Origin of the sequence: Mesorhizobium sp. B2-4-2 (genome assembly GCF_006442845.1) — a bacterium.
GTDB lineage: Bacteria > Pseudomonadota > Alphaproteobacteria > Rhizobiales > Rhizobiaceae > Mesorhizobium.
The window spans coordinates 317,230-339,536 of sequence record NZ_VFVM01000005.1; the positions used below are offsets into that span (position 1 = coordinate 317,230).

The following is a 22,307-nucleotide window of genomic DNA, read 5'->3' on the forward strand; positions in this document are numbered from 1 at the left end:
CGCCCTCACCCTTCATATTTCTCGACCGTCTGCTCGATGGCGCCGAAGATCGAATGCCCGGCCTTGTCCTTCATCTCTATGCGCACCGTGTCGCCGAAACGCAGAAACGGCGTCTTCGGCTCGCCGCTCTCGATGGTCTCGATCATGCGCAGTTCAGCGATGCAGGAATAGCCAGCGCCGCCGGCCGAGACAGGCTTGCCAGGCTCACCGCCGAGCTTGTTGGAGACGGTGCCGGAGCCGATGATGGTGCCGGCCGCCAGCGGCCGTGTTTTCGCCGCGTGCACGATGAGCGCGGGGAAATCGAACGTCATGTCGACGCCGGCATTCGCCCGGCCGAAAGGTTTGCCGTTGAGGTCGGCAAGCAGCGGCAGGCTGACCTTGCCGCCATCCCAGGCCTCGCCCAACTCGTCCGGCGTCACCGCGACCGGCGAGAAGGCCGAGGACGGCTTGGATTGAAAGAAGCCGAACCCCTTGGCGAGTTCCGGTCCGGTAATGGCACGCAGCGTCACGTCGTTGACCAGCATCACTAGGCGAATCGCCTCCCACGCTTTTTCAAGGCCAGCGCCCATCGGCACATCATCGACAACGACCGCGACTTCCGCCTCCATGTCGATGCCAAAGGCCTCGTCGGCCGTGCGGATCGGGTCTCGCGGCGGGATGAAGCTGTCGGAGCCGCCCTGATAGATCAGCGGGTCGGTCCAGAAGCTTGCCGGCATTTCGGCGCCGCGTGCTTTTCGCACCAGCTCGACATGGTTCACATAGGCCGAACCGTCAGCCCATTGATAGGCGCGCGGCAGCGGCGAATGGGCATTATGTTCGTGAAAGCGCGCCGACGGCACCGCATTGCTCTCGAGCGACTCCGCCATTGCGGCCAAATGCGGCGAAATCCGCCGCCAATCGTCGAGCGCCGCCTGCAGCGTCGGCACCAGGAAGGAGGCGTCGGTGAAGCGTGTAAGATCGCGCGAGACGACGACGAGCTTTCCGTCGCGCGTCCCGTTCTTCAATGTAGCAAGCTTCATGCGGTTTCCTCTCCTGACGCGGCCTTGCGCCGCTTGGCCCACAACAAAGCTGTTATGGGCGATCGTCAAGCCGCCGGCTCAACTTTCCTGAAGGCAGTTTTCCGACGGCAGCGATCCATTCAGGACCAATCGCCCTCGGGCGTGCCATTGAAGCGCTTCTTCAGATCGGCCCAGCAGTCGATGTAATTGTCCTGCCTGGTGTCGAGTTCGGCAGCGTAGCGGGTCAGCATCTGCGGGAACCGGGTCTCGAACATGAAGGCCATGGTGTTGTCGAGCTTGACGGGCTTCAGATCCGCGCGCGAGGCCTTTTCGAAGCCAGGTGCATCCGGGCCATGGGCCAGCATCAGATTGTGCAGACTGATGCCGCCGGGAACGAACCCTTCTTCCTTGGCGTCGTACTGGCCGTGAATCAGCCCCATGAACTCGCTCATGATGTTGCGGTGATACCAGGGCGGGCGGAACGTATCCTCCGCCACCAGCCAGCGCGGCGGAAAGATGACGAAATCGATGTTGGCGGTGCCCTCCTCGCCGCTCGGCGCCGTCAGCACCGTGAAAATCGACGGATCGGGGTGGTCAAAGAGGATCGCACCAACCGGCGAAAACGCCGCCAGATCATATTTATAGGGTGCATAGTTGCCGTGCCACGCCACAACATCGAGGGGCGAATGGCCGATTTCCGTGACATGAAAATGTCCGCACCATTTGACGATCAGCCGGCAGTGCGTCTCCTTCTCCTCAAACCAGGCGCAGGGCGTCTTGAAATCGCGCGGATTGGCCAGGCAGTTGGCGCCGATCGGGCCGCGGTCGGGCATCGTCAGCTTGGCGCCGTAGTTCTCGCAGACATAGCCGCGCACTTCGGCATCGACCAGTTCGACCTTGAACACGAGACCGCGCGGCAGGACCGCGATCTCGCCGGGCCTGAGCTCGATGACTCCCATCTCGGTGACGAAGCGCAAGGCGCCCACCTGCGGCACCACCAGCAACTCGCCGTCGGCGTTGAAGAAATGGTCGTCGACCATCGACCTGTTGGCGACATAGACATGCGCCGCCATGCCGGTCTGCCCAAGCACGTCGCCGGCGGTGGTGATCGAGCGCATGCCGGCGATGAAGTCGGTCGGCTCCTTCGGCATCGGCACCGGGCTCCAGCGATACTGGCCGAGCGCCAGCTCATGATCGCCGACATTGGGCGCACTTTTCCAGAAGGGATAGCTCACCGACTTGAAGCGCCCGGTATGTCTGACGCTCGGCCTGATGCGGTAAAGCCAGGAGCGCTCATTGGTGCCGCGCGGCGCGGTGAAGGGCGAACCGGAGAGCTGCTCGGCATAGAGGCCGTAGGCCGGCCGCTGCGGTGAATTACGCCCGTGCGGCAGCGAACCCGGCAGGCTTTCGGTTTCGAAATCGTTACCGAAACCCGGCATGTAGGAAAAGGCCATCGCTTCCTCCTCGCGAATGCTTGACCAAATTGGTTTCATTTGTAACCATCCAAAATGTAACTATCAATGCCGTGCGCGGGCATTTCTCGATGGCTGGTCATGGAATCCGAAATCCTGGAACTCGAAAGCTTTCTGCCCTACCGGCTGTATCGGCTGGCCGATGCGCTGAGCCGCGAATTCTCTCGGATCTACAAGGAGCGTCACGGCCTCACACGGCCGGAATGGCGTACGCTTTCGGGGCTTGGCCAGCGCGGCACAATGACCGCGACGGAACTCGGCGCGCAGTCGGCGATGCACAAGACAAAGGTTTCGCGTGCCGTGGCGGAGCTTGAGCGTCGCCGCTGGCTCATCCGAACCACTGACGAGAACGATCGCCGCGTCGAGCACCTGGCGCTGACCAGAGCCGGACTTGCGGCCTATAGCGAGATGGTGCCACTGGCGAAGGCTTTCGAACGGGAACTGCTGGCCCAGCTGAGCGCCGACCAGCAAGCCTCCATCGTCAAAGGCGTTGCGTCATTGGAAAGCGCGTTGGGTCTGAGATAGCGGCTATCGGCCGATAGAATATGAGACGGTGGCTCGACGCGACAGCGCCTTGAAGCAGAGACTGTCTGGCGGTCATTTTCGATCGCTGCTTGCTCGGTGGCGGATTTTCAGTGCTGTATGTCAGCCAGTGATCATCGACGGGCGAATTGGGGGAAGAATGAAGTCGCTGCTCGCGAGGCCGGTGGCCGTGGTCGTCTTGCTGTTTGCCAGAGCCATCACCGCTGTGCGGCCGTTTTGGCATGAAGGCAGATTGCCTCGGCGTCGCTCGATCTTCTTTGCCAATCATTCCAGCCATGGCGATTTCATCTTGATCTGGGCTGTTCTGCCGCCGCGCCTGCGGCGGCGGGTGCGTCCCGTAGCGGGTGCCGACTACTGGCTGAAATCAAAAGTCCGAGCCTTCATCGGCCGTGACGTTTTCAATGCCGTCCTGATCGAGCGCAATCGCGATGGACGCACGATGGATCCTGTCGAAAGCATGGGAGAGGCGATGAGGGAAGGCTCTTCGCTCATTCTCTTCCCGGAAGGCACGCGCAACCAATCCGACGCGTCCTTGCAGCCATTCAAGTCCGGCCTGTTCCATTTAGCGGCATCGCACCCGGATTTCGAGTTGGTGCCGGTATGGATCGCCAATCTCAACCGGGTGATGCCGAAAGGGGAATTCGTGCCTATCCCGCTGATCTGCACCGTGACGTTCGGCGAGCCAATGAACCTGGCTGATGGCGAGAGCAAGGATATATTCCTCGAGCGGGCACGTGGGGCGCTGCTGGCGCTGGCACCGAAAAAGGCAGCGGAATGAGCTCAACCCAATTCGATATGATGGTTCTCGTGCTCGGCGTCTGCGGGATCCTGCTCGTGGCCTCTTTCGTGGGGCATATCCTGGAGCGACGGCTGTCGCCAGAAGGCTCCAACCCAGCCATCGAGAACCTCAACGCCCGTATCAATGCCTGGTGGGTAATGGCGATCCTCATCGCCATAGCATTCATCGCCGGGCGGATCGGCGTCCTGCTTCTCTTCGGCTTCTGTTCCTTCGCCGCACTTCGCGAATTCGTGACGCTGACCAACACCCGGCGTGCCGACCACTGGGCGCTGGCCACGGCGTTTTTCGTCGTGCTGCCGGTACAGTATGTGCTGCTCTGGATCGAGGACTACGGGATCTTTTCTGTTTTCATCCCGGTCTACGCCTTCCTGTTGATGCCAATCATCTCAGCCACACGGGGCGACACCCAGCACTTCCTCGTTCGAATTGCCGAGGTGCAATGGGCGTTGATGATCTGCGTTTTCTGCGCCTCCCACGTCCCGGCTCTTCTGACGTTGCATATTCCCGGCTACGAGGGTCGCAATGTGCTTCTGATAGCCTTCCTTGTCATCGTCGTGCAATTGAGCGACGTACTGCAATACATCTGGGGAAAGGCGATCGGGCATACGAAGATCGCACCAAAGCTTTCGCCGTCCAAGACGCTTGAAGGTTTCCTCGGCGGCGTTGCAAGCGCCAGCCTCATCGGCGCTGGCCTGTGGTGGATCACGCCGTTCTCTCCGCTTCAGGCGGGCGCGATGGCCTTCCTGATCACGCTGATGGGTTTTTTCGGCGGCCTTGTGATGTCCGCCATCAAACGTGACCGCGGCGTGAAGGATTGGGGCCATCTGATCGACGGCCATGGCGGCCTGATAGATCGGCTGGATTCGGTGGTTTTCTCCGCTCCGATCTTCTTCCATCTCACTCGTTATTTCTGGTCACCGGGATGAGGCAGTGATGAACACGGGCGATCGCAGACCACTTGCAAGCCGCGACACGCGCTGGGCACAAGCGACGGCCAGACGTCTCGCCGCACTCTCCGTGACCCCCAACCAGATTTCGCAGGCCAGTATCCTCGCCGGCGCGCTGGCAGGCACGGCTTTCTGGCTTGGCGGGCAGAGCGGCGGCACTTCTCGTTCGCTGCTGTTGCTGGGCGCGGCGCTGTTTTGCCAACTGCGGCTGCTGTGCAATCTGTTCGATGGCATGGTCGCCGTCGAGGGCGGTAAGGCGTCGGCCGACGGGCCGTTCTGGAACGAGTTCCCGGACAGGCTCGCCGATATCGCCGTCATGGCCGGCATAGGTTACGGCATCGGCATGCCTGGCCTTGGCTGGGCAGCGGCCTGTTTTTCGGTTCTCACCGCCTATGTGCGGGAATTGGGGCGGGCCAACGAGACGCCGAGCGATTTCACCGGACCGATGGCCAAGCCACATCGCATGGCAGTCGCAACCGTCGCGGCACTGCTATCTACCGGAGAATTCCTTTGGAATGGCCACAACGAAGTCTTGACGCTTGCGCTCGCCGCCATTGCCATCGGCGCCGCCGCAACTGCGTTGCGGCGCGCATGGCGACAGGTGCGATGGCTGAAAACCAGGCGACCCTAGCATCGCCAGCCTCGAAGCCTGAGACTCCCGGCGCATCGATCACCAGTCCATCACCACCTTGCCCGAACTGCCGCTGCGCATCGCGTCGAATCCAACCTGGAAATCATCGATGCCGATGCGGTGCGTGATCAGGCCTGAGACGTCGAGCGGGCCCTGGACCAGCGCGATCATCTTGTACCAGGTCTCGAACATCTCGCGGCCATAGATGCCCTTGAGATGCAGCATCTTGAAGATGACCTTGTTCCAGTCGATCTCGAACCCGGTCGGCGCAATGCCGAGGATGGCGATCTTGCCGCCATTGTTCATGGTGTCGATCATGTCGCGGAAGGCGGGGGCTGCCCCCGACATTTCCAGGCCGACATCAAAACCCTCCGTCATGCCGAGCGCCGGCATCACGTCGCTCAGTTTTTCCTTGGAGGCGTCGACGACGTGCTGGACGCCAAGCTTGCGCGCAAGATCCAGCCGAACCGGATTGATATCCGTGATAACGACCTTCCTGGCGCCGACGCATTGCGCCACCAGCGCGCCCATGATGCCGATCGGTCCGGCGCCGGTGACCAGCACGTCCTCGCCGACCAGATCAAATGACAATGCGGTGTGAACCGCATTGCCCAGGGGATCGAAGATCGCGGCGATCTCGTCCGGCACATCGTCCGGGATCGGCACGACATTGTGCTGTGGGATCGCCAGGTACTCGCCGAAGGCGCCCGGGCGATTGACGCCGACGCCGAGCGTGTTGCGGCACAGATGCCCCCTGCCCGCGCGGCAGTTGCGGCAATGTCCGCAGACGATGTGGCCTTCGCCCGACACGCGTTGGCCGACCTTGTATTCGGTGACCGCGGCGCCGAAATCCGCGACGGTGCCGACGAATTCATGGCCGGTCACCATCGGCACGGGCACCGTCTTCTGCGCCCACTGGTCCCAATTGTAGATGTGGACGTCGGTGCCGCAGATCGCAGTCTTCTTCACCTTGATCAGGACGTCGTTGGGGCCGATTTCCGGCACCGGCACCTCTTCCATCCAGATGCCCGGCTCGGCCTTGGCCTTCACCAGCGCCTTCATCATGTTCGACATTCTTTTGTCCCTTGAATCTCTTGATCCGGAAGCGGTTTGCGGCGCCGGTCGCTCAGGAAATCACACCTAGTTCCTTGCCAACCGCACCGAAAGCCTCGACCGCCCGATCAATGTCGGCGCTGGAATGCGCAGCCGACATCTGCGTGCGGATGCGCGCCTGGCCCTTGGGCACCACCGGGAAGGAGAAGCCGATGACATAGATGCCGCGTTGCAGCATGCGCGCCGCCATCTCCTGCGCCAAGCTGGCATCGCCCAGCATGACCGGGATGATCGGATGGCCGGCGCCTGCCAGCGTGAAGCCGAGCTTCCCCATCTGTGTCCGAAACCGTTCCGCATTGGCATATAGGCGCTCGCGCAGGGCATCGCCATTGCGGATCATGTCGAACACTCTGATCGAGGCGCCGGCGATCGCCGGCATCAGCGTGTTGGAAAACAGATAGGGCCGCGAGCGCTGGCGCAGCCAGTCGACCACCTGTTTCTTGCCGGACGTGTAGCCGCCGGAAGCGCCGCCCAGCGCCTTGCCGAGCGTACCGGTGATGATGTCGACCCTGCCCTCGACGCCGCAATGCTCAGCCGAGCCGCGGCCGTTCCTGCCGACGAAGCCGACCGCGTGACTGTCGTCGACCATGACCATGGCATCGTATTTTTCGGCCAGATCGCACACACCCGCGAGATTGGCGATGATGCCATCCATCGAGAACACGCCGTCGGTGGCGATCAGCCGGAACCGGCAATCCTTCGCCTCCTTCAGCCGCGCCTCGAGATCCGCCATATCGTTGTTGGCGTAGCGGAAGCGCTTGGCCTTGGACAGCCTGACCCCGTCGATGATGGAGGCGTGGTTCAGCGCATCGGAGATGATGGCGTCCTCCTCGCCCAGAAGCGTCTCGAACAGTCCACCATTGGCATCGAAGCAGGAGCCGTAGAGGATGGTGTCGTCCATGCCGAGGAAGGACGATATCGTCGCTTCCAACTGCTTGTGCTCCTCCTGCGTGCCGCAGATGAAACGCACCGAAGCCATGCCGTAGCCGTAGCGGTCGAGCGCGTGCTTTGCGGCCTCGCGCAGGTCGGGGCTGTCGGCGAGGCCGAGATAGTTGTTGGCGCAGAAATTCAGCACCTTCTCGCCGCCGACATCGATCTCAGCCGACTGCGTGGAGGAAATCACCCGCTCGGACTTGTACAGTCCGGCCGATCTGAGCCCCTCAAGTTCACCGTCGATATGGGAGAGAAATGCTGCGGTCATGATCGTGCCTCGTTTGACGTGGGCCGACTGTCGTCCCGCACGCACAAAAAATCCACCGCAAAAGCGACCGGATCAGGTGGCTGGGTAATGTCGAACGGATGCCGCAGGCATGGCTCGAGAGACGATCCGGATCACGTGGGGCCGGCGAATGTTCAAATACGGACCGGCCGCGAAAGAGGCCGATAACCATTTCGCGATCTTTAAGCCTTTCCCCTTGTCGGCCAGCTGTCGATTTCCAGTCCTGTTAATGTTTGCAGTTCAATGATGCTCATACAGGAATCCGTTGGCGAGAGGGCCGCCCCCCAAGATGTCGCAGCAGCCGGTGCAAACCGTTTCAGGCAAGCTCATACTGCTGATCAAGGCTGGTTACTGGCTGGCGCTGCTGATCATCGCCGCCATGGTGGTGGCTTCCTTCATCCTGCTGCAGCAGGTGATGGCCACCCAACGCCACAACCATACGCTGCTCGATATCGTCAGCACGCAAAAGACGCTGTCGCAGCGCATCGTCTTCCTCGCCGGTGCGACCGGTGCTGCTTCGCGCGACAAGCAGCCGGCGCTCGTCAACGCGCTCAAGCAGGCGACGGCGGAGTTCGAAACCAACTATGACCTGCTGCTCAAGCAGACGGCCGCCGATCCAAAGTCGCCGGCCAGGCTCGATCCGAAGACGATCGAGAACGTCCTTTTCGGCAAGCCTTTCCATCTCGACTATTTTTCCGTCGGGCTGGTCGCCAATGGCGAACGCCTGGTATCGGCCTTCTCGTCCCAACTCGCACTCGGCGACAATGGCGGCTACAAGGGCGGTTACGAGCGCGTCACCCTCGACGCCTCGGTCGCCAACGCAACATTGTCGGGCTATTCGGCGCTGGGCCAGCGCATCAGCGCTTTCGCCGACGAACGATCCGAAAAGATGCTCGATCTGCACCGCACGCTGTTTTACGCCACGATCGGCGTCATCGTTCTGGTGGCGCTGTTCATCTTCCGGCCCATGTCAAACGCGATCCTGCGCAAGACGCGCGAACTCGTCGATGCGCGCAATTCGATGGCCTTCATCGCCGTTCATGACGGGCTGACAGGTCTGCACAACCGCACATTCCTGACCGACCATTTCGACACGCTGATCAAGAGCGCGCATCGTCGGCGCGAACGTCTTGCGGTGGTGCAGCTTGATCTCGACCGGTTCAAGCAGATCAACGACACGCTCGGCCACGCCGCCGGCGACTATGTGCTGGTCATCACGGCCCAGCGCATGCGCGATTCCTGTCGGGCGTCGGATCTGTGCGTGCGCCTCGGTGGCGACGAGTTCGTGATGATCCTCAACGGCGCCGGCGGCAGCGAAGACATCAACATGCTGGCACGGCGCATTCTTGCGCACATCAACGAGCCGATCGTCTTCCAGGGCACGACCATTCTACCGGGCGCCAGCGGCGGCATCGCCGTCTATCCGATCGACGCCGACAACGCCCAGGACCTGCTGGTTCACGCCGATCTGGCGCTTTACTCCGCCAAGAAGATGGGCGGCGGCAATTTCTCGTTCTTCTCCGAGGAATTGCGTCGCGAACTCGATTATCGCAAGCAACTCGAGCACGACATCAAGGTTGCCATTTCACAGCAGGCATTCCAGGTCTATTTCCAGCCGCAGGTTTCACTGAGCGACGGCACGATCAGTGGCATCGAGGCGCTGGTGCGCTGGAACCATGCCGAGCGCGGCATGATCTCGCCTGGCGAATTCATTCCCGTCGCCGAGAAATGCGGTTTCATGCCTGATATCGGCCGCATCGTCATCAGCAAGGCGATCAACGAAGCCGCCGAATGGAACCGCGACGGCATTGCTTTCGGACGACTTGCGGTCAACGTATCCGGAACCGAATTGCGCGAGCACGACTTCGATGCTTTCCTGTTCGAGACGCTTGAGAAGGCCGGCCTGCCGCCGCAGAAACTGTCGCTGGAAATCGTCGAATCCGTCATTCTCGATGACGAGAAGACAGGCATCGCGGCAAAGCTACGCCATATCAGGGCCGCCGGCGTCCATCTTGAGCTCGACGATTTCGGCACCGGTTACGCATCGCTCAGCCACGTCAATCCCAACGAGATCGACCGGCTGAAGATCGATCGCCGCTTCGTCCAGAACATCCATGAGAACGGTGACAACTCCAAGATCGTGCGCGCCATCACCGAGCTCGCGCGCGGCCTTGGTATCTCGATCGTCGCGGAGGGCGCCGAGACCGAAGCCGAACTCGATTCACTGATGGCCATCGGATGCGACCAGGTGCAGGGCTACTCCATCGCCTTCCCGATGCCGCAGGACAAAGCCCGTGACTGGCTGAGCGCCCGCATGCCGAAGAAGGCTAGGCTAACGGTGCTGCAGGGAAGCCTGGCGTAGGCAGCCCTCACCCGCGCTTGACAACTCATCACCGAAATGGCGCCCTGTGACGATCGCAAACGGGTAGTCCCGATGCCGCTTCTGCTTGCTTTGCTGACCATGCTCGCCGCATTTCCCGCTTATGCAGCGGATCGCACCATCTATCTGACTTTCGATGACGGACCGCTGAACGGCACCAGCAACATCCTCGACGTGTGCTGGAAGCGCAGCAGGTGCCGGCGACGTTGTTCATGGTCGGCATGCATGCGCAGGCGAGCGCGGGCAACAAGGCATTAGTCAGACGCGCAAAAGCTCTGCCGCTGGTGACGGTCGGCAATCACAGCTACAGCCACGCCAACAACCGCTACCAGCATTTCTATGCCGATACGGAAGGCGTGGTGGCCGACATGCTGCGGGCCAATGCCGTGCTCGGGCTCGCTCCAGCGGTTCATGCGAGGCTGCCTGGGCGCGACGTGTTCAGACTGCCCTCAATGTCGAAGAACGACACCTCGCTCGGCCTTGCGCAGGAAGGCCGGGAGGAGCCGGACTACGAATTCGTCGCCGCTTCCGGCTTCTATCTCTATGGCTGGGACCATGAGTGGGTGCATGACGACACAGGCAAGCCGGTGCAGAGCGTCGACCACCTGGTCAGCGAGATCGATCACCTGTTCGGCTATGGCCGCTTCGTCAAGCGCGGAAAGATGATCCTGCTCATGCATGACGAGATGTTCCAGGACGGCTTCGACGGCAAGACGAAACTGACCAGGCTGATTACAGCGCTGAAGCAGCGCGGCTATGCTTTTGGGACAATCCAGAGCTATGACGACTGAGCGGGCGATCCCTAGAGCGCCTAGTGTCGAAAGAGATTTACGTGGCGCGCCTTGGACATCGTCAGCTTTCCACATTGGCCCGCAAGGTCGCCAGCACTTGCGCAAACTCCGCCAGCCTGTCGTCTGACAGGCCCACGCGCAGCCGCTTGTCGAAGGCAAGCGCCGCCTTGCGCAGTGTCTCGAACATCGCCTCTCCGGCCTCTGTCAATTCGACCAGATGGACCCGGCGGTTGACGGGGTCGCGGCGGCGCGTCAGCAATCCCTGCGCCTCCATCGCGTTTAGATGATGGGTGAGCGTCGCTCCCTGTATGCCGATCATTCCGGCAAGCTCGCGCTGGTTGGCTAGCTCGCTCGATTTGACCGACAGCAGAGTAAGCCAGACGGGCAATGTGCCGCCGGCTTCAACCAAAGCGGTGTCGAAGGCCTGTGCAACAAGCTTGGCGGTGCGGCCGAGATTCATGCCGACCGGCGGGCGTTCAAAGGGCGTCATGGCAAGACACTAGACGGTGTTTTCCACGGATGGAACTGGCACTCATTTATACATTGACATCTAACAGTTAGATATCTAACTATTTAGGCGACGGCGGGCAAGAGAGGAGAGCTGGTATGCAATATGTCTACATCATCACCATCGGTCTTCACGTCATGGCGGGGGTGTTCTGGGCCGGCACCACCATCACGCTGGCGCGCGACCCCGAGATCCGGGCTGAACGCTTCATTGGACCGCAAATGGGAGCGGCCGGCATGGTGTTTCTCACCGGTGCGCTGCTCTGGTATTTTTTCCATGGTGCCTATTTCGGCTCGATGGAAATGGTGCTGGCCCTCGGCATCGTTGCCGCCTTCGCCGCGGCTGGAGTGCTCAGCACCATGGTCCGCCGCACCAGCACGCAGCTTGCTGGCGCCGACGCGGCCACCGAACCTGCCCTGCGCGCGAAGATGGCCCAAGGCGAGCGAATCGCCGCCTGGCTGCTGGTTCTCACCGTGCTCTGCATGGCCACCGCCAGAATGTTCTGATCACGGATCGTACGGTGCCGGCGCAAGCAGGCGGCGTACGCGGCGCGCAACGAACCAAGGCAGCAGATGGCTCTCCTTGCGGAGGTTCCGTTGCGCGCCTCCCCGAAATTGTTAGCGACAGCAGCCTTTCAAATCCTTAGCCCGAACCGGATGCCGTCATAGATGGCGGCGTGGATGTTGCGCGAGGCGACGGCATCGCCGATGCGGAACAGCACGAAAGATCCTTGCGGATTGCGCTCGGGAAAAATGTCGCCGCCACTCACCAGCCGCTCATAGTCTATGGCGCCGCCGTTCGTCGCCAATGGCTTCAGCGAGAGATAAAGGTCGTCTAGCGGCGCCGTGCCATGCTCGACCACCACCTGGTCGACCCGCCGCTCGCCGCGCCAGCCGTCGGCGAAATCGGAGGCAAGCTCGGCAACCAGTTGATTGCCCTCGCGGCGCACCGAGCGCAGCCTTGTGTTGATAGTGATGGTGACCCCCTTCTCCTGGAAGGCACGCATGTAGGGTACGTGGTTCATGCCGCCCATTTCCGGCGCGAAGAATCGCTCCGGCGAAACCAGTTCCAGCTTCGAACCGGCAGCCGCGACGAGTTCCGCAGCGCCCATTCCCTGATGGCCTCCATTGTCGTCATAGAGCAGCACGTTTTCAGCCGGCTTGACGCTGCCAGCCATGATGTCCCAGCTCGATGTGACAAGAGTGTCGCCCGCCATCAGCGGCGGATTCTGCGGCAGTCCGCCGGTGGCGATCACCACGACATCGGGCGACAACGCCAGAACGTCGTCCTTCTCGGCCCAACTGTCGTAGCGGATCTCGACGCCGAGCCGGTCGAGTTCGGCCAACCGCCAGTCGACGATGCCGATCAATTCCTTGCGGCGCGGGTTCTGCGTCGCCAGCCTGACCTGCCCGCCGGCCTGGCCCGATGCCTCCAGCACCGTCACCTGATGGCCGCGCTCCGCGGCCACGCGCGCTATTTCCAGTCCGCCTGCACCAGCGCCGATGACGACGACTTTTCGCTTTGGTCCCTCGGCCTTGGTGATGATATGCGGAATGTCCGCCTCGCGGCCGGTCGCCGCATTGTGGACGCAGAGCGCCTCGCCGCCTTCGTAGATGCGGTCGAGGCAGTAGGTGGCTCCGACACACGGGCGGATTTCGTGCTCGCGCCCTTCCATCACTTTGCGGACGATGTGCGGATCGGCGATGTGGGCGCGGGTCATGCCGACCATGTCGAGCTTGCCGGCGGCGATGGCGTGGCGCGCAGTTGCGACGTCGGAAATTCGCGCCGCGTGGAAGGTCGGGAATTTCGTCGCCGCCCTCACCTCGCCGGCGAAGTCGAGATGCGGCGATGAGCGCATGCCGGTCACCGGAATGACCTTCGTCAGTGCCGCGTCGGTCTCGATCGAGCCGCGGATGATGTTGAGGAAATCGACCTTGCCTGATGAGGCAAGCCGCCTGGCGATCTCGACGCCCTCCTCTTTCGACAGGCCTTGCGAAAAATCCTCGTCGGCGACCATGCGTATGCCGACGACGAATTTTTCGCCCACGGCCGCCCGCACGGCGTCGAGCACCATGTCGGTGAACCGCAGCCGGTTGTCGAGCGAGCCGCCGAACCCGTCGTCCCGATGGTTGGTGGACGGAGACCAGAAGCCGTCCATCAGATGGCCGTAAGCCTCGAATTCGATGCCGTCGAGACCGGCGGCCTGGCAGCGCTGGGCGGCGGAAGCATAGTCGGAAACGATGCGTTCGATATCCCAATCCTCGATGGTCTTGGGAAAGGCGCGATGCGCCGGCTCCCGCACCGGCGAAGCCGACAGGACGGGCAGCCAGTCGGCCTTGTTCCAACCGGTTCGACGGCCGAGATGGGTGATCTGGATCATCACCTTGCACTCATGCTCGTGGCAGGCGTCGGCCAGTTCCGCGAGCCATGGCACGATCCCGTCATCATAGAGATGCAAATTGCCGAAAGCGGCCGGGCTGTCGCGTGAAACGATGGCCGAGCCGGCGGTCATTGTCAGCGCCATGCCGCCCTTGGCCTTCTCCGTGTGGTAGAGCCGGTACCGCGCCTTGGGCATGCCGTCTTCCGAATAGGCAGGCTCGTGGCTGGTCGACATCACCCGGTTCTTCAACGTCAGATGCTTGAGCTGATAGGGCTGGAGAAGCGGATCGTTGCTGGTCATCGTCTTCCTGCGGTTTCAAATTGTGTTATTGAGCGGCCAGATGCGCCGCCCCTGAGTGGATTGCGGCGTTTATTCCAATCTTCGTTCGCGCCGACCGCCATGGAAGCGTGCTTCCGGCGACAGGCAGGCAAGGAGCCGTCCATGATCGATACCAAAACCCTCACCCAGCTCGGCGCGCATGTCGAGACGCCACAGAGCCCGGAAGCGGCGGTCCTGGAAACCGTGCCGTTTTCGCGCGGCGACGGCCCGCCGGCCATCGTGCGCTTCACCTGCCCGGAATTCACCTCGCTGTGCCCGGTCACCGGCCAGCCTGATTTCGCCCACATCGTCATCGACTACGCACCCGACGCTGCTCTGGTGGAATCGAAGTCGCTCAAACTGTTCATGACCTCGTTCCGCAATCATGGTGCTTTCCATGAGGATTGCACCGTCATGATCGGCCGCCGCATCGTGGCGGCAACGAGCCCGCTATGGTTGCGCATCGGCGGCTATTGGTATCCACGCGGCGGCATTCCGATCGACGTGTTCTGGCAGACGGGCGCGCCGCCGGAAGGCGTCTGGCTGCCCGAGACCGGAGTGGCGCCCTATCGCGGGCGAGGCTAGCTCGAACCATCATTCGCATTGGTACTGGCTGAGCGCCCATTCACCGGTCACCGATAGCAGGTCCGATATCTTCCATTCGCCGTCGACCTTCTTGAACTTCCACTCAAGGCGGTGCGGGTTGCCGGCGACGACGAAGGCGACGATGACCTTGGCCTGGTCACCATTGATCGCCTCGAGCGTCCTCAGGCTCTTGTCGATCTCGGCCTTATCATAGTCGGCATTGTCGAGCGCCATGTTGGGGTCGAGGCACTCGCCCTGCCCGGATTTGCGCAGCGCATCGCTCTTGTCGAGCACCGTTTTCGCCGGATCGACGAAATGGCGGCGCTGCGACGGATCGACCTCCAAGCCGAGCTGGTCGTAGAATGGCCGCACCACCGCTGTCGGCGAGCCCGGCTGAATTGGGGCGGCAGGTACGCTTGGCGAGGCAGCCGGTGGCGTTGCCGGCTCGGCGGCTCCGCCAGGTGCAGACGCTGGCGGCGACCCGTGGTCATCGGGCGCGGGGGCGGCCGGCGCATTCGCCGGCGGCGTGCCGAGTAGCCCCTGCGCGGCGCCGCCACTCAAGTCCGCCGCCATAATGCACACGGCCGACAGTGCCAGGAACCGGCGGCGGGCCATCGGATCACTCCGGATCTTGGCCCGCCAGACATTCGAGCTGGCTCAGCGTCCAATCGCTGGTCTTCGATGCGATGTCCGATATCCTCCACTTGCCGTCGATCTTCTTCAGCGACCAATGCATTTCGCGTTGTGCATCGTCTCCTTCCGGAAAGAGGCTGAAGCTCGCCACCACCTGGGCAGTATCGCCATCCACCATCTCGGACACTTTCAGGGTCTTGGAGACGGTCTTCTGGTCGAAATCCTGCGCATCGAGGCCCGGATCGAAATCGATGCAGGCGACCTGGTCCGGATTCTTCCTCGTTGCCTGATCGTTGAGGTCGAACAGTCTCGTCACCGGCTCGGTGAAGCGATCCCGGTATTTTGCGTCGGCCTCGAACTTGACATCCGGAACATAGAAGAACTTCACGGCGTCCGACGCCGGACCGGCCAGGGCGACAACGGGAAAGGCCGTCGAAAGGGCGGCAAGGAGCACTGTCAGTCTCATGCAGAATCTCCGGCTTTTGATGGCTTGGCGCAATCCAGTAGCACGCATCCTGCATATCGGCTTTTTTGCGGCTCATGAAGCCCGAGGGCGGCTCGCCGCCGATGCAGGCCATCCGACAGGCGCGCGTGCCAAGACTGCGATCAGAGACCAAGCGCCACCTTGCGGCCATCATGGATGGCAAAAGCCGCCTGCCTTGAGGCGGTGCAATCACCAATCGACGTGTGGGCAATTTTGCGCCTGTCGAGTTCGACGGAAAGCATGTCGGCTGCCATATTCGTCGTGGCGAAGACCAGCGCATCGGCTTCGACGTCCTGCTCGGTTCCGTCGAGCAGGGAAGCGACCCTGGCGGCCTTCCCGTCCCAATGAACGATGGCGCTCTCGGTCAGAAACCGCACCCGCAGCCTGACGAGTGCGCGGCGCAGCGGCGCGTCGACGGCCATTCGCTGAAGCTCTTTGCCAACCAGGGCGTCAGGTGTCACAAGCGTCACATTGTGACCGTCCTCGGCGAGTTTCCAGGCGGTGCCGCACCCTTTCCAATTGCCGCCATCGTCGAGCAAGATAACATTTTTGCCTGGTCTCGCCTCACGGGCCATCACGGCTTCGGCCGAGAGAACCAGCCCGCCGCCCGGGATGCTTTCCCACTGCGGCAATGCCCGTTGGAAAGCGCCGTCTGAAGGCATCGAGCCGGTTGCGATGATGACGTGGTCCGCGCCTTCGCGCTCGACATCCTCCGCCTCGACATATTGTCCGTACCGGACGTCGACCTGAAGCTGGCTGAGCTGGCGCTGGTACCAGTCGATCAGATCCAGAATCTGGGCGCGGCGCGGTTGCAGCCCCGCAAGGCGGAACTGCCCCCCAAGACGGTCGGAAGCCTCGGCCAGCGTGACACGGTGACCGCGTTCGGCTGCTACACGCGCCGCTTCGAGGCCGGCGGGACCGCCGCCGACGACCAGTACGCGCTTGGGTTGGCTAGCCGGGGCGAAGCGATCTCCGCCCCATTCCCATTCCCGCCCCGCCGAGGGATTGATGACGCAGCTGATCCAGTAGTCGCGGCTGCGTCGGCCCCAACACATCTGGTTGCAGGACAGGCACCCGCGAATGTCTTCCGGCCGTCCGGCGGCGGCCTTTGCGGCCAGGTGCGGATCGGCGATCTGCCCCCGCACGATGGAAACCAGATCAGCGTGGCCTTCGCTCAGCACACTTTCGGCATTCTGCGGCGTACGGATGTGACTCTCGGCGGTGACCAACGCGTGGCGCACGGTGGATTTGAGCACGGACGCCAGGTCGGCGCCGAGCTTTTCCGGATAAACAAAGGTCGGGATGATTTTGTAGAAATCGAAGTAGGAGCCCGTTCCACAAGTCACATAATCCATCAAAGAATCGCGGTCGTGGAGGTCGATTATCTCGGCCAATGCTTCGCGCTTCAGCGCCACTTCGACTTCCGGTTCGTCGTTGACCGCAAGGCCGATGATGAAATCATCGCCGCATTCCCGGCGAATTCTGCTCATCACCTCACGGCTCATCCGGGTGCGATTTTGAAGGCTGCCGCCCCACCGGTCGTCGCGGCGATTCGACCAGGGCGTCCAGAACTGGTCCAGCATCGAATGATACGCCGCCCAGACCTCGACGCCGTCGAAACCGGCCTCGCGGCAACGGCGCGCCGCCTGCACGAAACCGTCGATCGTTTCTTCGATCTCGGCTTCGGACATTCGATGCGAACCGTCAGAGTCGTGATAACTCGGCAGTCCGGAAGGGGACCAGCCGGCATGGAACGAGTTGTCCGCGTCCGCGTGCTGACCGACATGATAGAGCTGCTGGATGGCGACGGCGCCGTTGCCGCGGATCGCTTCCGTCACTTTGCGGAAATGGGGGATCACGCTCTCGTCGGAAGGACGGAAGTTGCCGCGGGTAAGAACCGCGGCCCGGTGCACCGGCATCGGCTCGACGACGATCATGCCCGCGCCGCCGATAGCGCGTTCGGCATAATAGCCGACATGCCGTTCTGTCGGCAGTCCCTCTACCGCCATGTTCGCGGTATGGGCTCCGAACACGATCCTGTTGCGTAAGGTCTTGCCGCGCAGAGCAATCGGCGTGAACAACCGGTTGAAGACCTGCCCAGACATGTACCGCTCCTCAAAAGCCTTAGCGGCAGCACCCGAGCGCCAGCGCCCGCAGCCATAATCGATTTGCCGGACAGCCGGCACCTGAAAGGGTGCCGGCATTCGCCAACCATTGCAGCTAGGCGTCCAGCCAGACGTTCTGGAGGTCCATTTCAAAAGTCTGGTGGACGCCGTAGTTCTTCACCTTCTTGCTCGTATGACTGTAGAGCTTCTGCCAGAACGGCTGGATGATGACGCCGGAATCCTGCAGGATCTGCTCGACATCCTTCATCACCTCCTTGCGCTTGGCGACGTCGATCAGCGATAGCGCCTGCTTGAGCTTGGCGTCGAAATCGGGATTCGAATACGCCGATTCATTCCAGGCCTCGCCGGTGCGATAGCCGAGCGCCAGCACCTGGACGCCGAGCGGGCGCATGTACCAGATCGTCATCGAATAGGGATATTTCGTCCAGTCGTTCCAGAACGTCGAGCCCGGCAGCACCGTCCGTTTCACCTTGATTCCGGCCTCGCGCAGCTGGCCCGCGATGGCATCGCCGGTGTTCTTCTGCCAATCGTCCTCGATGGTGATCAGCTCATGCTCGAAGTCGGCCTGACCCGCCTCCGCCATCAGCTTCTTGGCGCCGGCGGCATCACGCTCCTTCTTGGGCAGCGGATAATATTCCGGATGGATGGGGCTGACATGGTGGTTTTCGCCGACCGTGCCGCGACCGCTGTAGCCGAGCTGCAGCACCGCGTTGTTGTCGACCGCCATCTGGAGCGCGTTGCGAACACGCTTGTCATCGTAGGGTTTGTGCGTGACGTTGGTGCGCGCAACCAGGGTGGTCGCGGTCGCCACCTCCGATTTCTCCAGCCCCATCTTGTCGAGGATGTCGATAAAATCGGCAGGCGACTCGAAATTGAGGTCGATTTCGCCGGAATCGAAGGCATTCACCGTGGCGTTGAAATCGGTGCCGTAGTCGATGAATTCGACGCCGTCGAGCGGAGCTTCGCCGCCCCACCATTTGCCGTTCTCGCGGCGCTTGACGACAGCCTTCTGGCCAACATCGTAAGAGACCAGCTCGAAGGGTCCGGTGCCGATCGGCTTCTTGATCGGATCGGCGCCATCGGCATCGAAATTGCGGTGGACGACGAGCGCCGGATAGTCGGTGAAGTTCGGGATCAGCGAAATGTCGGGCTCGGAGAGCTTCAGCTTGACCGTGTTGTCGTCGATCTTGGTGATCGCGCCGTCCCTTGCCTTGCCGGTCTTGGCGTCGATCAGCGCGCCGACACGCGCGGCCATGGAGTTGCCGGCGACCCCCTTCTCGCACCAGCGCGTCACGTTGTGCACCACATCATCGGCGTTGAAGGTATCGCCATTGTTCCAGGTAACGCCCTTGCGCACATGCAGCGTATATTCGGTGGCGTCGTCGTTGATGTCCCAGCTTTCGAGCAACACCGGCTCGAAGGTGAACTCCCTGGTATAGCGCACAAGCGGCTCCAGCCAGGTGCGCGAGATGTTGGCAAGCTCAACCCAGTCGTAGGTGCGCGGATCCTTCTGCGCCTTGACCGACATCGAGACACGCAGCGTTCCGCCCTTCTTCGGCTCCTCGGCCAAGGCGTTCGTCGGCGCGGCAAGGCCGATCATGCCATAGGCCAGAGCCGTCGATGCCCCGAAGGCGCTTGCCAACGCCAGGAATTCGCGCCGATCGAACCGACCCGCACGCGCCTCGTTGGCCATCTCCTCTATGGCGCTTGGAAAACGATCACCATTGCTTTTGAAAAGCCTCATTTCTTCCTCCCTTGTGGTTCCCGTCAGATCTTCGTCCCGTCAGCTAACGCTGTCCGGCAATTTCTCCTCGCGCAGCGCGATAAAATCTCTGAGACCGTCGGCGATGCCCTCATCGAGCTTCGGCTCCTCATAATCGGCCAGCATGTTGCGCGCTTTCTCGCGGCCGCGCGTGTCATGGTCCTTCGCCCCTTCGGCCTTCCACTGTTCGTAGGAGTTGAAATCCATGATGCTGGGCATGAAGAAGGCTCGCTCGAAATGCTCGAGCGTGTGCTGTGTGCCGAGGAAATGGCCCTGCGGCCCCACCTCGCGGATGGCGGCCATCGCTTCCTTGAAATCGTCGAACGGCAGCCCGCCGGCATATTTGTACCAGCCGACGAGCTGTTCGCAGTCGGTCGCGAATTTCGAATAGCCGCAGGTGAGACCCGCCTCGAGCCATCCGGCCGAGTGCCAGATGTAGTTGGCGCCGGCAAGGATGGCGGCATGCATAAGCATGTTCGCCTCGTAGCCGGCCTGGGCATCGTTCAGCTTCGAGCCGACATGGAAGCCGGACGTGCGCCACGGCAGGCCGTATTTCCGTGCCAGCGCGCCCATCAGGTACATCATCTGCGCGGCCTCCGGCGTGCCGCCCATCGGAGCGCCGGTCTTCATGTCGACCGTGACCATGAACTGGCCGTAGATTTGAGGCGAGCCCGGACGCAGGAGCTGGGTGAACGCTACACCGGCAAGCGCCTCGGCATTGACCTGCGCCACCGCGCCCACGGCCGAGGCCGAGGTCGAGGCGCCGCACAGCGCGAAGGGCGCCAGGATCAGCGGCTGATTGTGACGGGCATAGACCTTCATCGCATCCAGCATGGTGGCATCCCATACCAGCGGTGAATTGCAGTTGGTGATCGACACCAGCACAGGGTTGTCGCGCACGTAATCCTCACCGAACACGATGCCCGCCATCGCCATCGTGTCTTCCGCCCGATCCTTGGAAGTCACGATGCCCATGAACGGCTTGTCGGAATGCTTCAGCGCCGAATGGATGATGTGGAGGTGACGCTTGGGCACCGCTATTTCCATCGGCTCGCAGATGATCGAGCTCGAGGAATGCAGGGCCGGCGCCATGTAGGCGAGCTTGTGGAAATTGTTGAGGTCGGCGAGCGTGCCGTAGCGCCTGACATTGTCGAGGTCACGCACATAAGGCGCGCCATACATCGGCACGAAGATGGAATTCTTTCCGCCCACGCGCACCGTACGCTCAGGGTTGCGCGCGTTGAGCGTGAACTCCGACGGCACCTTCGAGACGAGCTCCATCAGCAAGGCGCGGTCGATCCGCACTCTTGTCTCGGAGACGTCCGCGCCGGCGGCCTTCCACATTTCGATGGCCTCATCGTCGCGGAACTCGCATCCGACGTCCTCCAGGATGGCGAGCGATTCCTGGTGTATGAGTTCCACTGCCTCGTCCGGCACCATCTGATAGACGGGGATTTGGCGGACCAGTGTCGGAAACGACGTTACCGGAGCTCCCCGCAGCGCCTTGCGCCCCAGGCGGCCGCCGGCTCGACGATTGGAGTGTTCGGTCACAGCGGCCGGTGCGTTCATGGCAACTCCATTCCTCTTATACCTCGCAGCCTAGACGCACAAAACAGGAATGTGACGCTGGAAAATCCTGATCTCTTGTATAAGCTCTGCTTATGCGAAACCTGCGCCACCTCCTGCCCTCGGCCGGCAGCCTGATCGTCTTCGAGGCGGCGGGCCGCCTGTCGAGCTTCACCGCCGCCGGGCGAGAGCTCGGCATGACCCAGGCCGCCGTTTCCTACGCGGTGCGCGGGCTGGAGGAACAGCTCGGCGCCAAGCTGTTCCAGCGCCGTCACCGGCAGGTCAGCCTGACGGAGGCCGGCGAGCGTTTCCACGCCGACGTCTCGCTGGGCCTGTCCCACATCCGCAAGTCGGCGGAGGATCTGCGCCTGCAGGCGACCGGCGGCCACGTGACGCTTGCCGCCTCAACTGCGTTCGGCTCCTTCTGGATGATGCCGCGGCTGCAGCAGTTTCGCGACGAACTGCCGGGCATTGATCTGCGCATCCAGACCGCCGACCGCGACCTTGACATCATCGCAGAGGGCATCCCGCTTGCCGTGCGCGGCGGCGAACCGAGGGACTGGCAGGACTATCATTCGCTGCCGCTTGCCGACGAAGAGATCTTTCCCGTCGCCGGCACCAGCTACGCGGCGAAGTTCGGCCTGCCCAAATCGGTCGCGGAACTGGCCACGCACCGTCTCATCCATCTCGAGGAGCCCTATCGCGAGGCGGCGAGCTGGAATGAGTGGTTCGAATCGGCCGGCGCCCGTCTCGGCGATACCGCACGCGGCCTGCGCATCAACGATTACGGGCTGGTAATCCAGGGCGTCATGGAAGGGCAAGGCATCGCGCTCGGCTGGCGCCACCTTGCCGAGCGGATGCTCGCGACGGGACTGCTGGTGCCGGTGACGGACCATGTGCTCAGGACCGGCAAGGCGTTCTATGTCATCTGGCCGAGGAACCGGGAGCTTAGCGAGAATGCCCGCAAGGTACGGGATTGGCTGGCAGCGCAAGCGTGAGGTCGTTCACTGTTTTCACCGTACTACACCCTCGCCCGCTCGGCACGAATCCGC

The 22,307-nt window shown here is 62.3% G+C and carries 20 protein-coding genes; 9 read left to right on the plus strand and 11 right to left on the minus strand.

The window, feature by feature from the left end; translation table 11 throughout:
- Window positions 1–5 precede the first annotated feature (5 nt).
- Complete coding sequence (locus FJ942_RS14605) at window positions 6–1,019, minus strand: fumarylacetoacetate hydrolase family protein (RefSeq protein ID WP_140670060.1); 1,014 nt, start codon at window positions 1,017–1,019, stop codon at window positions 6–8.
- Between the two features lie 119 nt (window positions 1,020–1,138).
- Window positions 1,139–2,452 carry a homogentisate 1,2-dioxygenase gene (gene hmgA, locus FJ942_RS14610; protein WP_140565151.1) on the minus strand — a complete coding sequence of 438 codons (1,314 nt, stop codon included), beginning with the start codon at window positions 2,450–2,452 and terminating at the stop codon, window positions 1,139–1,141.
- Between the two features lie 99 nt (window positions 2,453–2,551).
- On the opposite strand from hmgA, the gene FJ942_RS14615 reads away from it, so the two are divergent.
- From FJ942_RS14615 to FJ942_RS14630, 4 genes are all read left to right on the plus strand, one after another.
- On the plus strand, window positions 2,552–2,995 hold the full coding sequence (locus FJ942_RS14615) for a MarR family transcriptional regulator (RefSeq protein ID WP_140494170.1): 444 nt from the start codon (window positions 2,552–2,554) through the stop codon (window positions 2,993–2,995).
- Window positions 2,996–3,152: 157 nt separating this feature from the next.
- Window positions 3,153–3,791 carry a lysophospholipid acyltransferase family protein gene (locus FJ942_RS14620; RefSeq protein WP_140495013.1) on the plus strand — a complete coding sequence of 213 codons (639 nt, stop codon included), beginning with the start codon at window positions 3,153–3,155 and terminating at the stop codon, window positions 3,789–3,791.
- Window positions 3,788–4,738, plus strand: a complete 951-nt coding sequence (locus tag FJ942_RS14625) for a phosphatidate cytidylyltransferase (RefSeq protein WP_140494172.1) — start codon at window positions 3,788–3,790, stop codon at window positions 4,736–4,738. The genes FJ942_RS14620 and FJ942_RS14625 overlap by 4 nt, the downstream gene beginning before the upstream one ends.
- Window positions 4,739–4,742: 4 nt before the next feature.
- On the plus strand, window positions 4,743–5,390 hold the full coding sequence (locus tag FJ942_RS14630; protein ID WP_181168334.1) for a CDP-alcohol phosphatidyltransferase family protein: 648 nt from the start codon (window positions 4,743–4,745) through the stop codon (window positions 5,388–5,390).
- A 39-nt stretch (window positions 5,391–5,429) separates the two neighbouring features.
- On the opposite strand, the gene tdh is transcribed toward FJ942_RS14630, so the two are convergent.
- A complete protein-coding gene (gene tdh, locus FJ942_RS14635; protein WP_140494176.1) occupies window positions 5,430–6,464 on the minus strand; it encodes an L-threonine 3-dehydrogenase in 1,035 nt (344 codons plus the stop codon).
- A 52-nt stretch (window positions 6,465–6,516) separates the two neighbouring features.
- The gene (locus tag FJ942_RS14640) at window positions 6,517–7,704 is read right to left on the minus strand and encodes a glycine C-acetyltransferase (protein WP_140494178.1); all 1,188 of its coding nucleotides are present in this window, start codon (window positions 7,702–7,704) and stop codon (window positions 6,517–6,519) included.
- Between the two features lie 307 nt (window positions 7,705–8,011).
- Between FJ942_RS14640 and FJ942_RS14645 the strand changes: the two genes are divergently transcribed.
- Both FJ942_RS14645 and FJ942_RS14650 read left to right on the plus strand, forming a co-directional pair.
- Window positions 8,012–10,084 (plus strand): EAL domain-containing protein, encoded by a 2,073-nt coding sequence (locus tag FJ942_RS14645; protein ID WP_140494180.1) that lies wholly within the window; start codon window positions 8,012–8,014, stop codon window positions 10,082–10,084.
- Window positions 10,085–10,296: 212 nt separating this feature from the next.
- Window positions 10,297–10,893 (plus strand): polysaccharide deacetylase family protein, encoded by a 597-nt coding sequence (locus FJ942_RS14650; protein ID WP_246679789.1) that lies wholly within the window; start codon window positions 10,297–10,299, stop codon window positions 10,891–10,893.
- A gap of 61 nt (window positions 10,894–10,954) precedes the next feature.
- Here FJ942_RS14650 and FJ942_RS14655 read toward each other — a convergent pair whose 3' ends face one another.
- Window positions 10,955–11,383 carry a MarR family winged helix-turn-helix transcriptional regulator gene (locus tag FJ942_RS14655; RefSeq protein ID WP_140515587.1) on the minus strand — a complete coding sequence of 143 codons (429 nt, stop codon included), beginning with the start codon at window positions 11,381–11,383 and terminating at the stop codon, window positions 10,955–10,957.
- Window positions 11,384–11,499: 116 nt separating this feature from the next.
- Between FJ942_RS14655 and FJ942_RS14660 the strand changes: the two genes are divergently transcribed.
- Window positions 11,500–11,907 (plus strand): hypothetical protein, encoded by a 408-nt coding sequence (locus FJ942_RS14660; RefSeq protein WP_140521694.1) that lies wholly within the window; start codon window positions 11,500–11,502, stop codon window positions 11,905–11,907.
- A gap of 128 nt (window positions 11,908–12,035) precedes the next feature.
- Here the strand turns inward: FJ942_RS14660 and FJ942_RS14665 are convergent, their stop codons facing one another.
- Window positions 12,036–14,081, minus strand: coding sequence for an NADH:flavin oxidoreductase (locus FJ942_RS14665; RefSeq protein ID WP_140898021.1), 2,046 nt, complete (start codon window positions 14,079–14,081; stop codon window positions 12,036–12,038).
- A 141-nt stretch (window positions 14,082–14,222) separates the two neighbouring features.
- On the opposite strand from FJ942_RS14665, the gene queF reads away from it, so the two are divergent.
- Window positions 14,223–14,684, plus strand: a complete 462-nt coding sequence (gene queF / locus FJ942_RS14670) for a preQ(1) synthase (protein WP_140898023.1) — start codon at window positions 14,223–14,225, stop codon at window positions 14,682–14,684.
- A gap of 9 nt (window positions 14,685–14,693) precedes the next feature.
- On the opposite strand, the gene FJ942_RS14675 is transcribed toward queF, so the two are convergent.
- The 5 genes from FJ942_RS14675 to FJ942_RS14695 all read right to left on the minus strand — a co-directional run bounded on the left by FJ942_RS14675 (window position 14,694) and on the right by FJ942_RS14695 (window position 21,258).
- On the minus strand, window positions 14,694–15,299 hold the full coding sequence (locus tag FJ942_RS14675) for a hypothetical protein (protein WP_140898025.1): 606 nt from the start codon (window positions 15,297–15,299) through the stop codon (window positions 14,694–14,696).
- 4 nt (window positions 15,300–15,303) lie between these two features.
- Entirely contained in the window at window positions 15,304–15,783 is a 480-nt protein-coding gene (locus tag FJ942_RS14680) for a DUF3828 domain-containing protein (RefSeq protein ID WP_140898027.1), read from the minus strand.
- A 140-nt stretch (window positions 15,784–15,923) separates the two neighbouring features.
- Window positions 15,924–17,906 carry an FAD-dependent oxidoreductase gene (locus tag FJ942_RS14685; protein ID WP_140880480.1) on the minus strand — a complete coding sequence of 661 codons (1,983 nt, stop codon included), beginning with the start codon at window positions 17,904–17,906 and terminating at the stop codon, window positions 15,924–15,926.
- Window positions 17,907–18,021: 115 nt separating this feature from the next.
- Window positions 18,022–19,671 (minus strand): ABC transporter substrate-binding protein, encoded by a 1,650-nt coding sequence (locus FJ942_RS14690; protein ID WP_140670070.1) that lies wholly within the window; start codon window positions 19,669–19,671, stop codon window positions 18,022–18,024.
- 39 nt (window positions 19,672–19,710) lie between these two features.
- A complete protein-coding gene (locus FJ942_RS14695) occupies window positions 19,711–21,258 on the minus strand; it encodes a trimethylamine methyltransferase family protein (protein ID WP_140624617.1) in 1,548 nt (515 codons plus the stop codon).
- Window positions 21,259–21,350: 92 nt separating this feature from the next.
- On the opposite strand from FJ942_RS14695, the gene FJ942_RS14700 reads away from it, so the two are divergent.
- Window positions 21,351–22,253: a LysR substrate-binding domain-containing protein gene (locus tag FJ942_RS14700; protein ID WP_140515572.1), complete on the plus strand. Its 903-nt coding sequence runs from the start codon at window positions 21,351–21,353 to the stop codon at window positions 22,251–22,253.
- Window positions 22,254–22,307 lie beyond the last annotated feature (54 nt).

Coding starts and splice junctions, on each gene's coding strand:
- FJ942_RS14645 (WP_140494180.1), top strand. CDS start 8,012: ATGTCGCAGCAGCCGGTGCAAACCGTTTCAGGCAAGCTCATACTGCTG.
- FJ942_RS14620 (WP_140495013.1), top strand. CDS start 3,153: ATGAAGTCGCTGCTCGCGAGGCCGGTGGCCGTGGTCGTCTTGCTGTTT.
- FJ942_RS14605 (WP_140670060.1), bottom strand. CDS start 1,019: ATGAAGCTTGCTACATTGAAGAACGGGACGCGCGACGGAAAGCTCGTC.
- FJ942_RS14675 (WP_140898025.1), bottom strand. CDS start 15,299: ATGGCCCGCCGCCGGTTCCTGGCACTGTCGGCCGTGTGCATTATGGCG.
- FJ942_RS14690 (WP_140670070.1), bottom strand. CDS start 19,671: ATGAGGCTTTTCAAAAGCAATGGTGATCGTTTTCCAAGCGCCATAGAG.
- FJ942_RS14665 (WP_140898021.1), bottom strand. CDS start 14,081: ATGACCAGCAACGATCCGCTTCTCCAGCCCTATCAGCTCAAGCATCTG.
- FJ942_RS14655 (WP_140515587.1), bottom strand. CDS start 11,383: ATGACGCCCTTTGAACGCCCGCCGGTCGGCATGAATCTCGGCCGCACC.
- FJ942_RS14660 (WP_140521694.1), top strand. CDS start 11,500: ATGCAATATGTCTACATCATCACCATCGGTCTTCACGTCATGGCGGGG.
- FJ942_RS14680 (WP_140898027.1), bottom strand. CDS start 15,783: ATGAGACTGACAGTGCTCCTTGCCGCCCTTTCGACGGCCTTTCCCGTT.
- FJ942_RS14695 (WP_140624617.1), bottom strand. CDS start 21,258: ATGAACGCACCGGCCGCTGTGACCGAACACTCCAATCGTCGAGCCGGC.
- FJ942_RS14640 (WP_140494178.1), bottom strand. CDS start 7,704: ATGACCGCAGCATTTCTCTCCCATATCGACGGTGAACTTGAGGGGCTC.
- FJ942_RS14625 (WP_140494172.1), top strand. CDS start 3,788: ATGAGCTCAACCCAATTCGATATGATGGTTCTCGTGCTCGGCGTCTGC.
- FJ942_RS14700 (WP_140515572.1), top strand. CDS start 21,351: ATGCGAAACCTGCGCCACCTCCTGCCCTCGGCCGGCAGCCTGATCGTC.
- queF (WP_140898023.1), top strand. CDS start 14,223: ATGATCGATACCAAAACCCTCACCCAGCTCGGCGCGCATGTCGAGACG.
- FJ942_RS14615 (WP_140494170.1), top strand. CDS start 2,552: ATGGAATCCGAAATCCTGGAACTCGAAAGCTTTCTGCCCTACCGGCTG.
- FJ942_RS14685 (WP_140880480.1), bottom strand. CDS start 17,906: ATGTCTGGGCAGGTCTTCAACCGGTTGTTCACGCCGATTGCTCTGCGC.
- tdh (WP_140494176.1), bottom strand. CDS start 6,464: ATGTCGAACATGATGAAGGCGCTGGTGAAGGCCAAGGCCGAGCCGGGC.
- hmgA (WP_140565151.1), bottom strand. CDS start 2,452: ATGGCCTTTTCCTACATGCCGGGTTTCGGTAACGATTTCGAAACCGAA.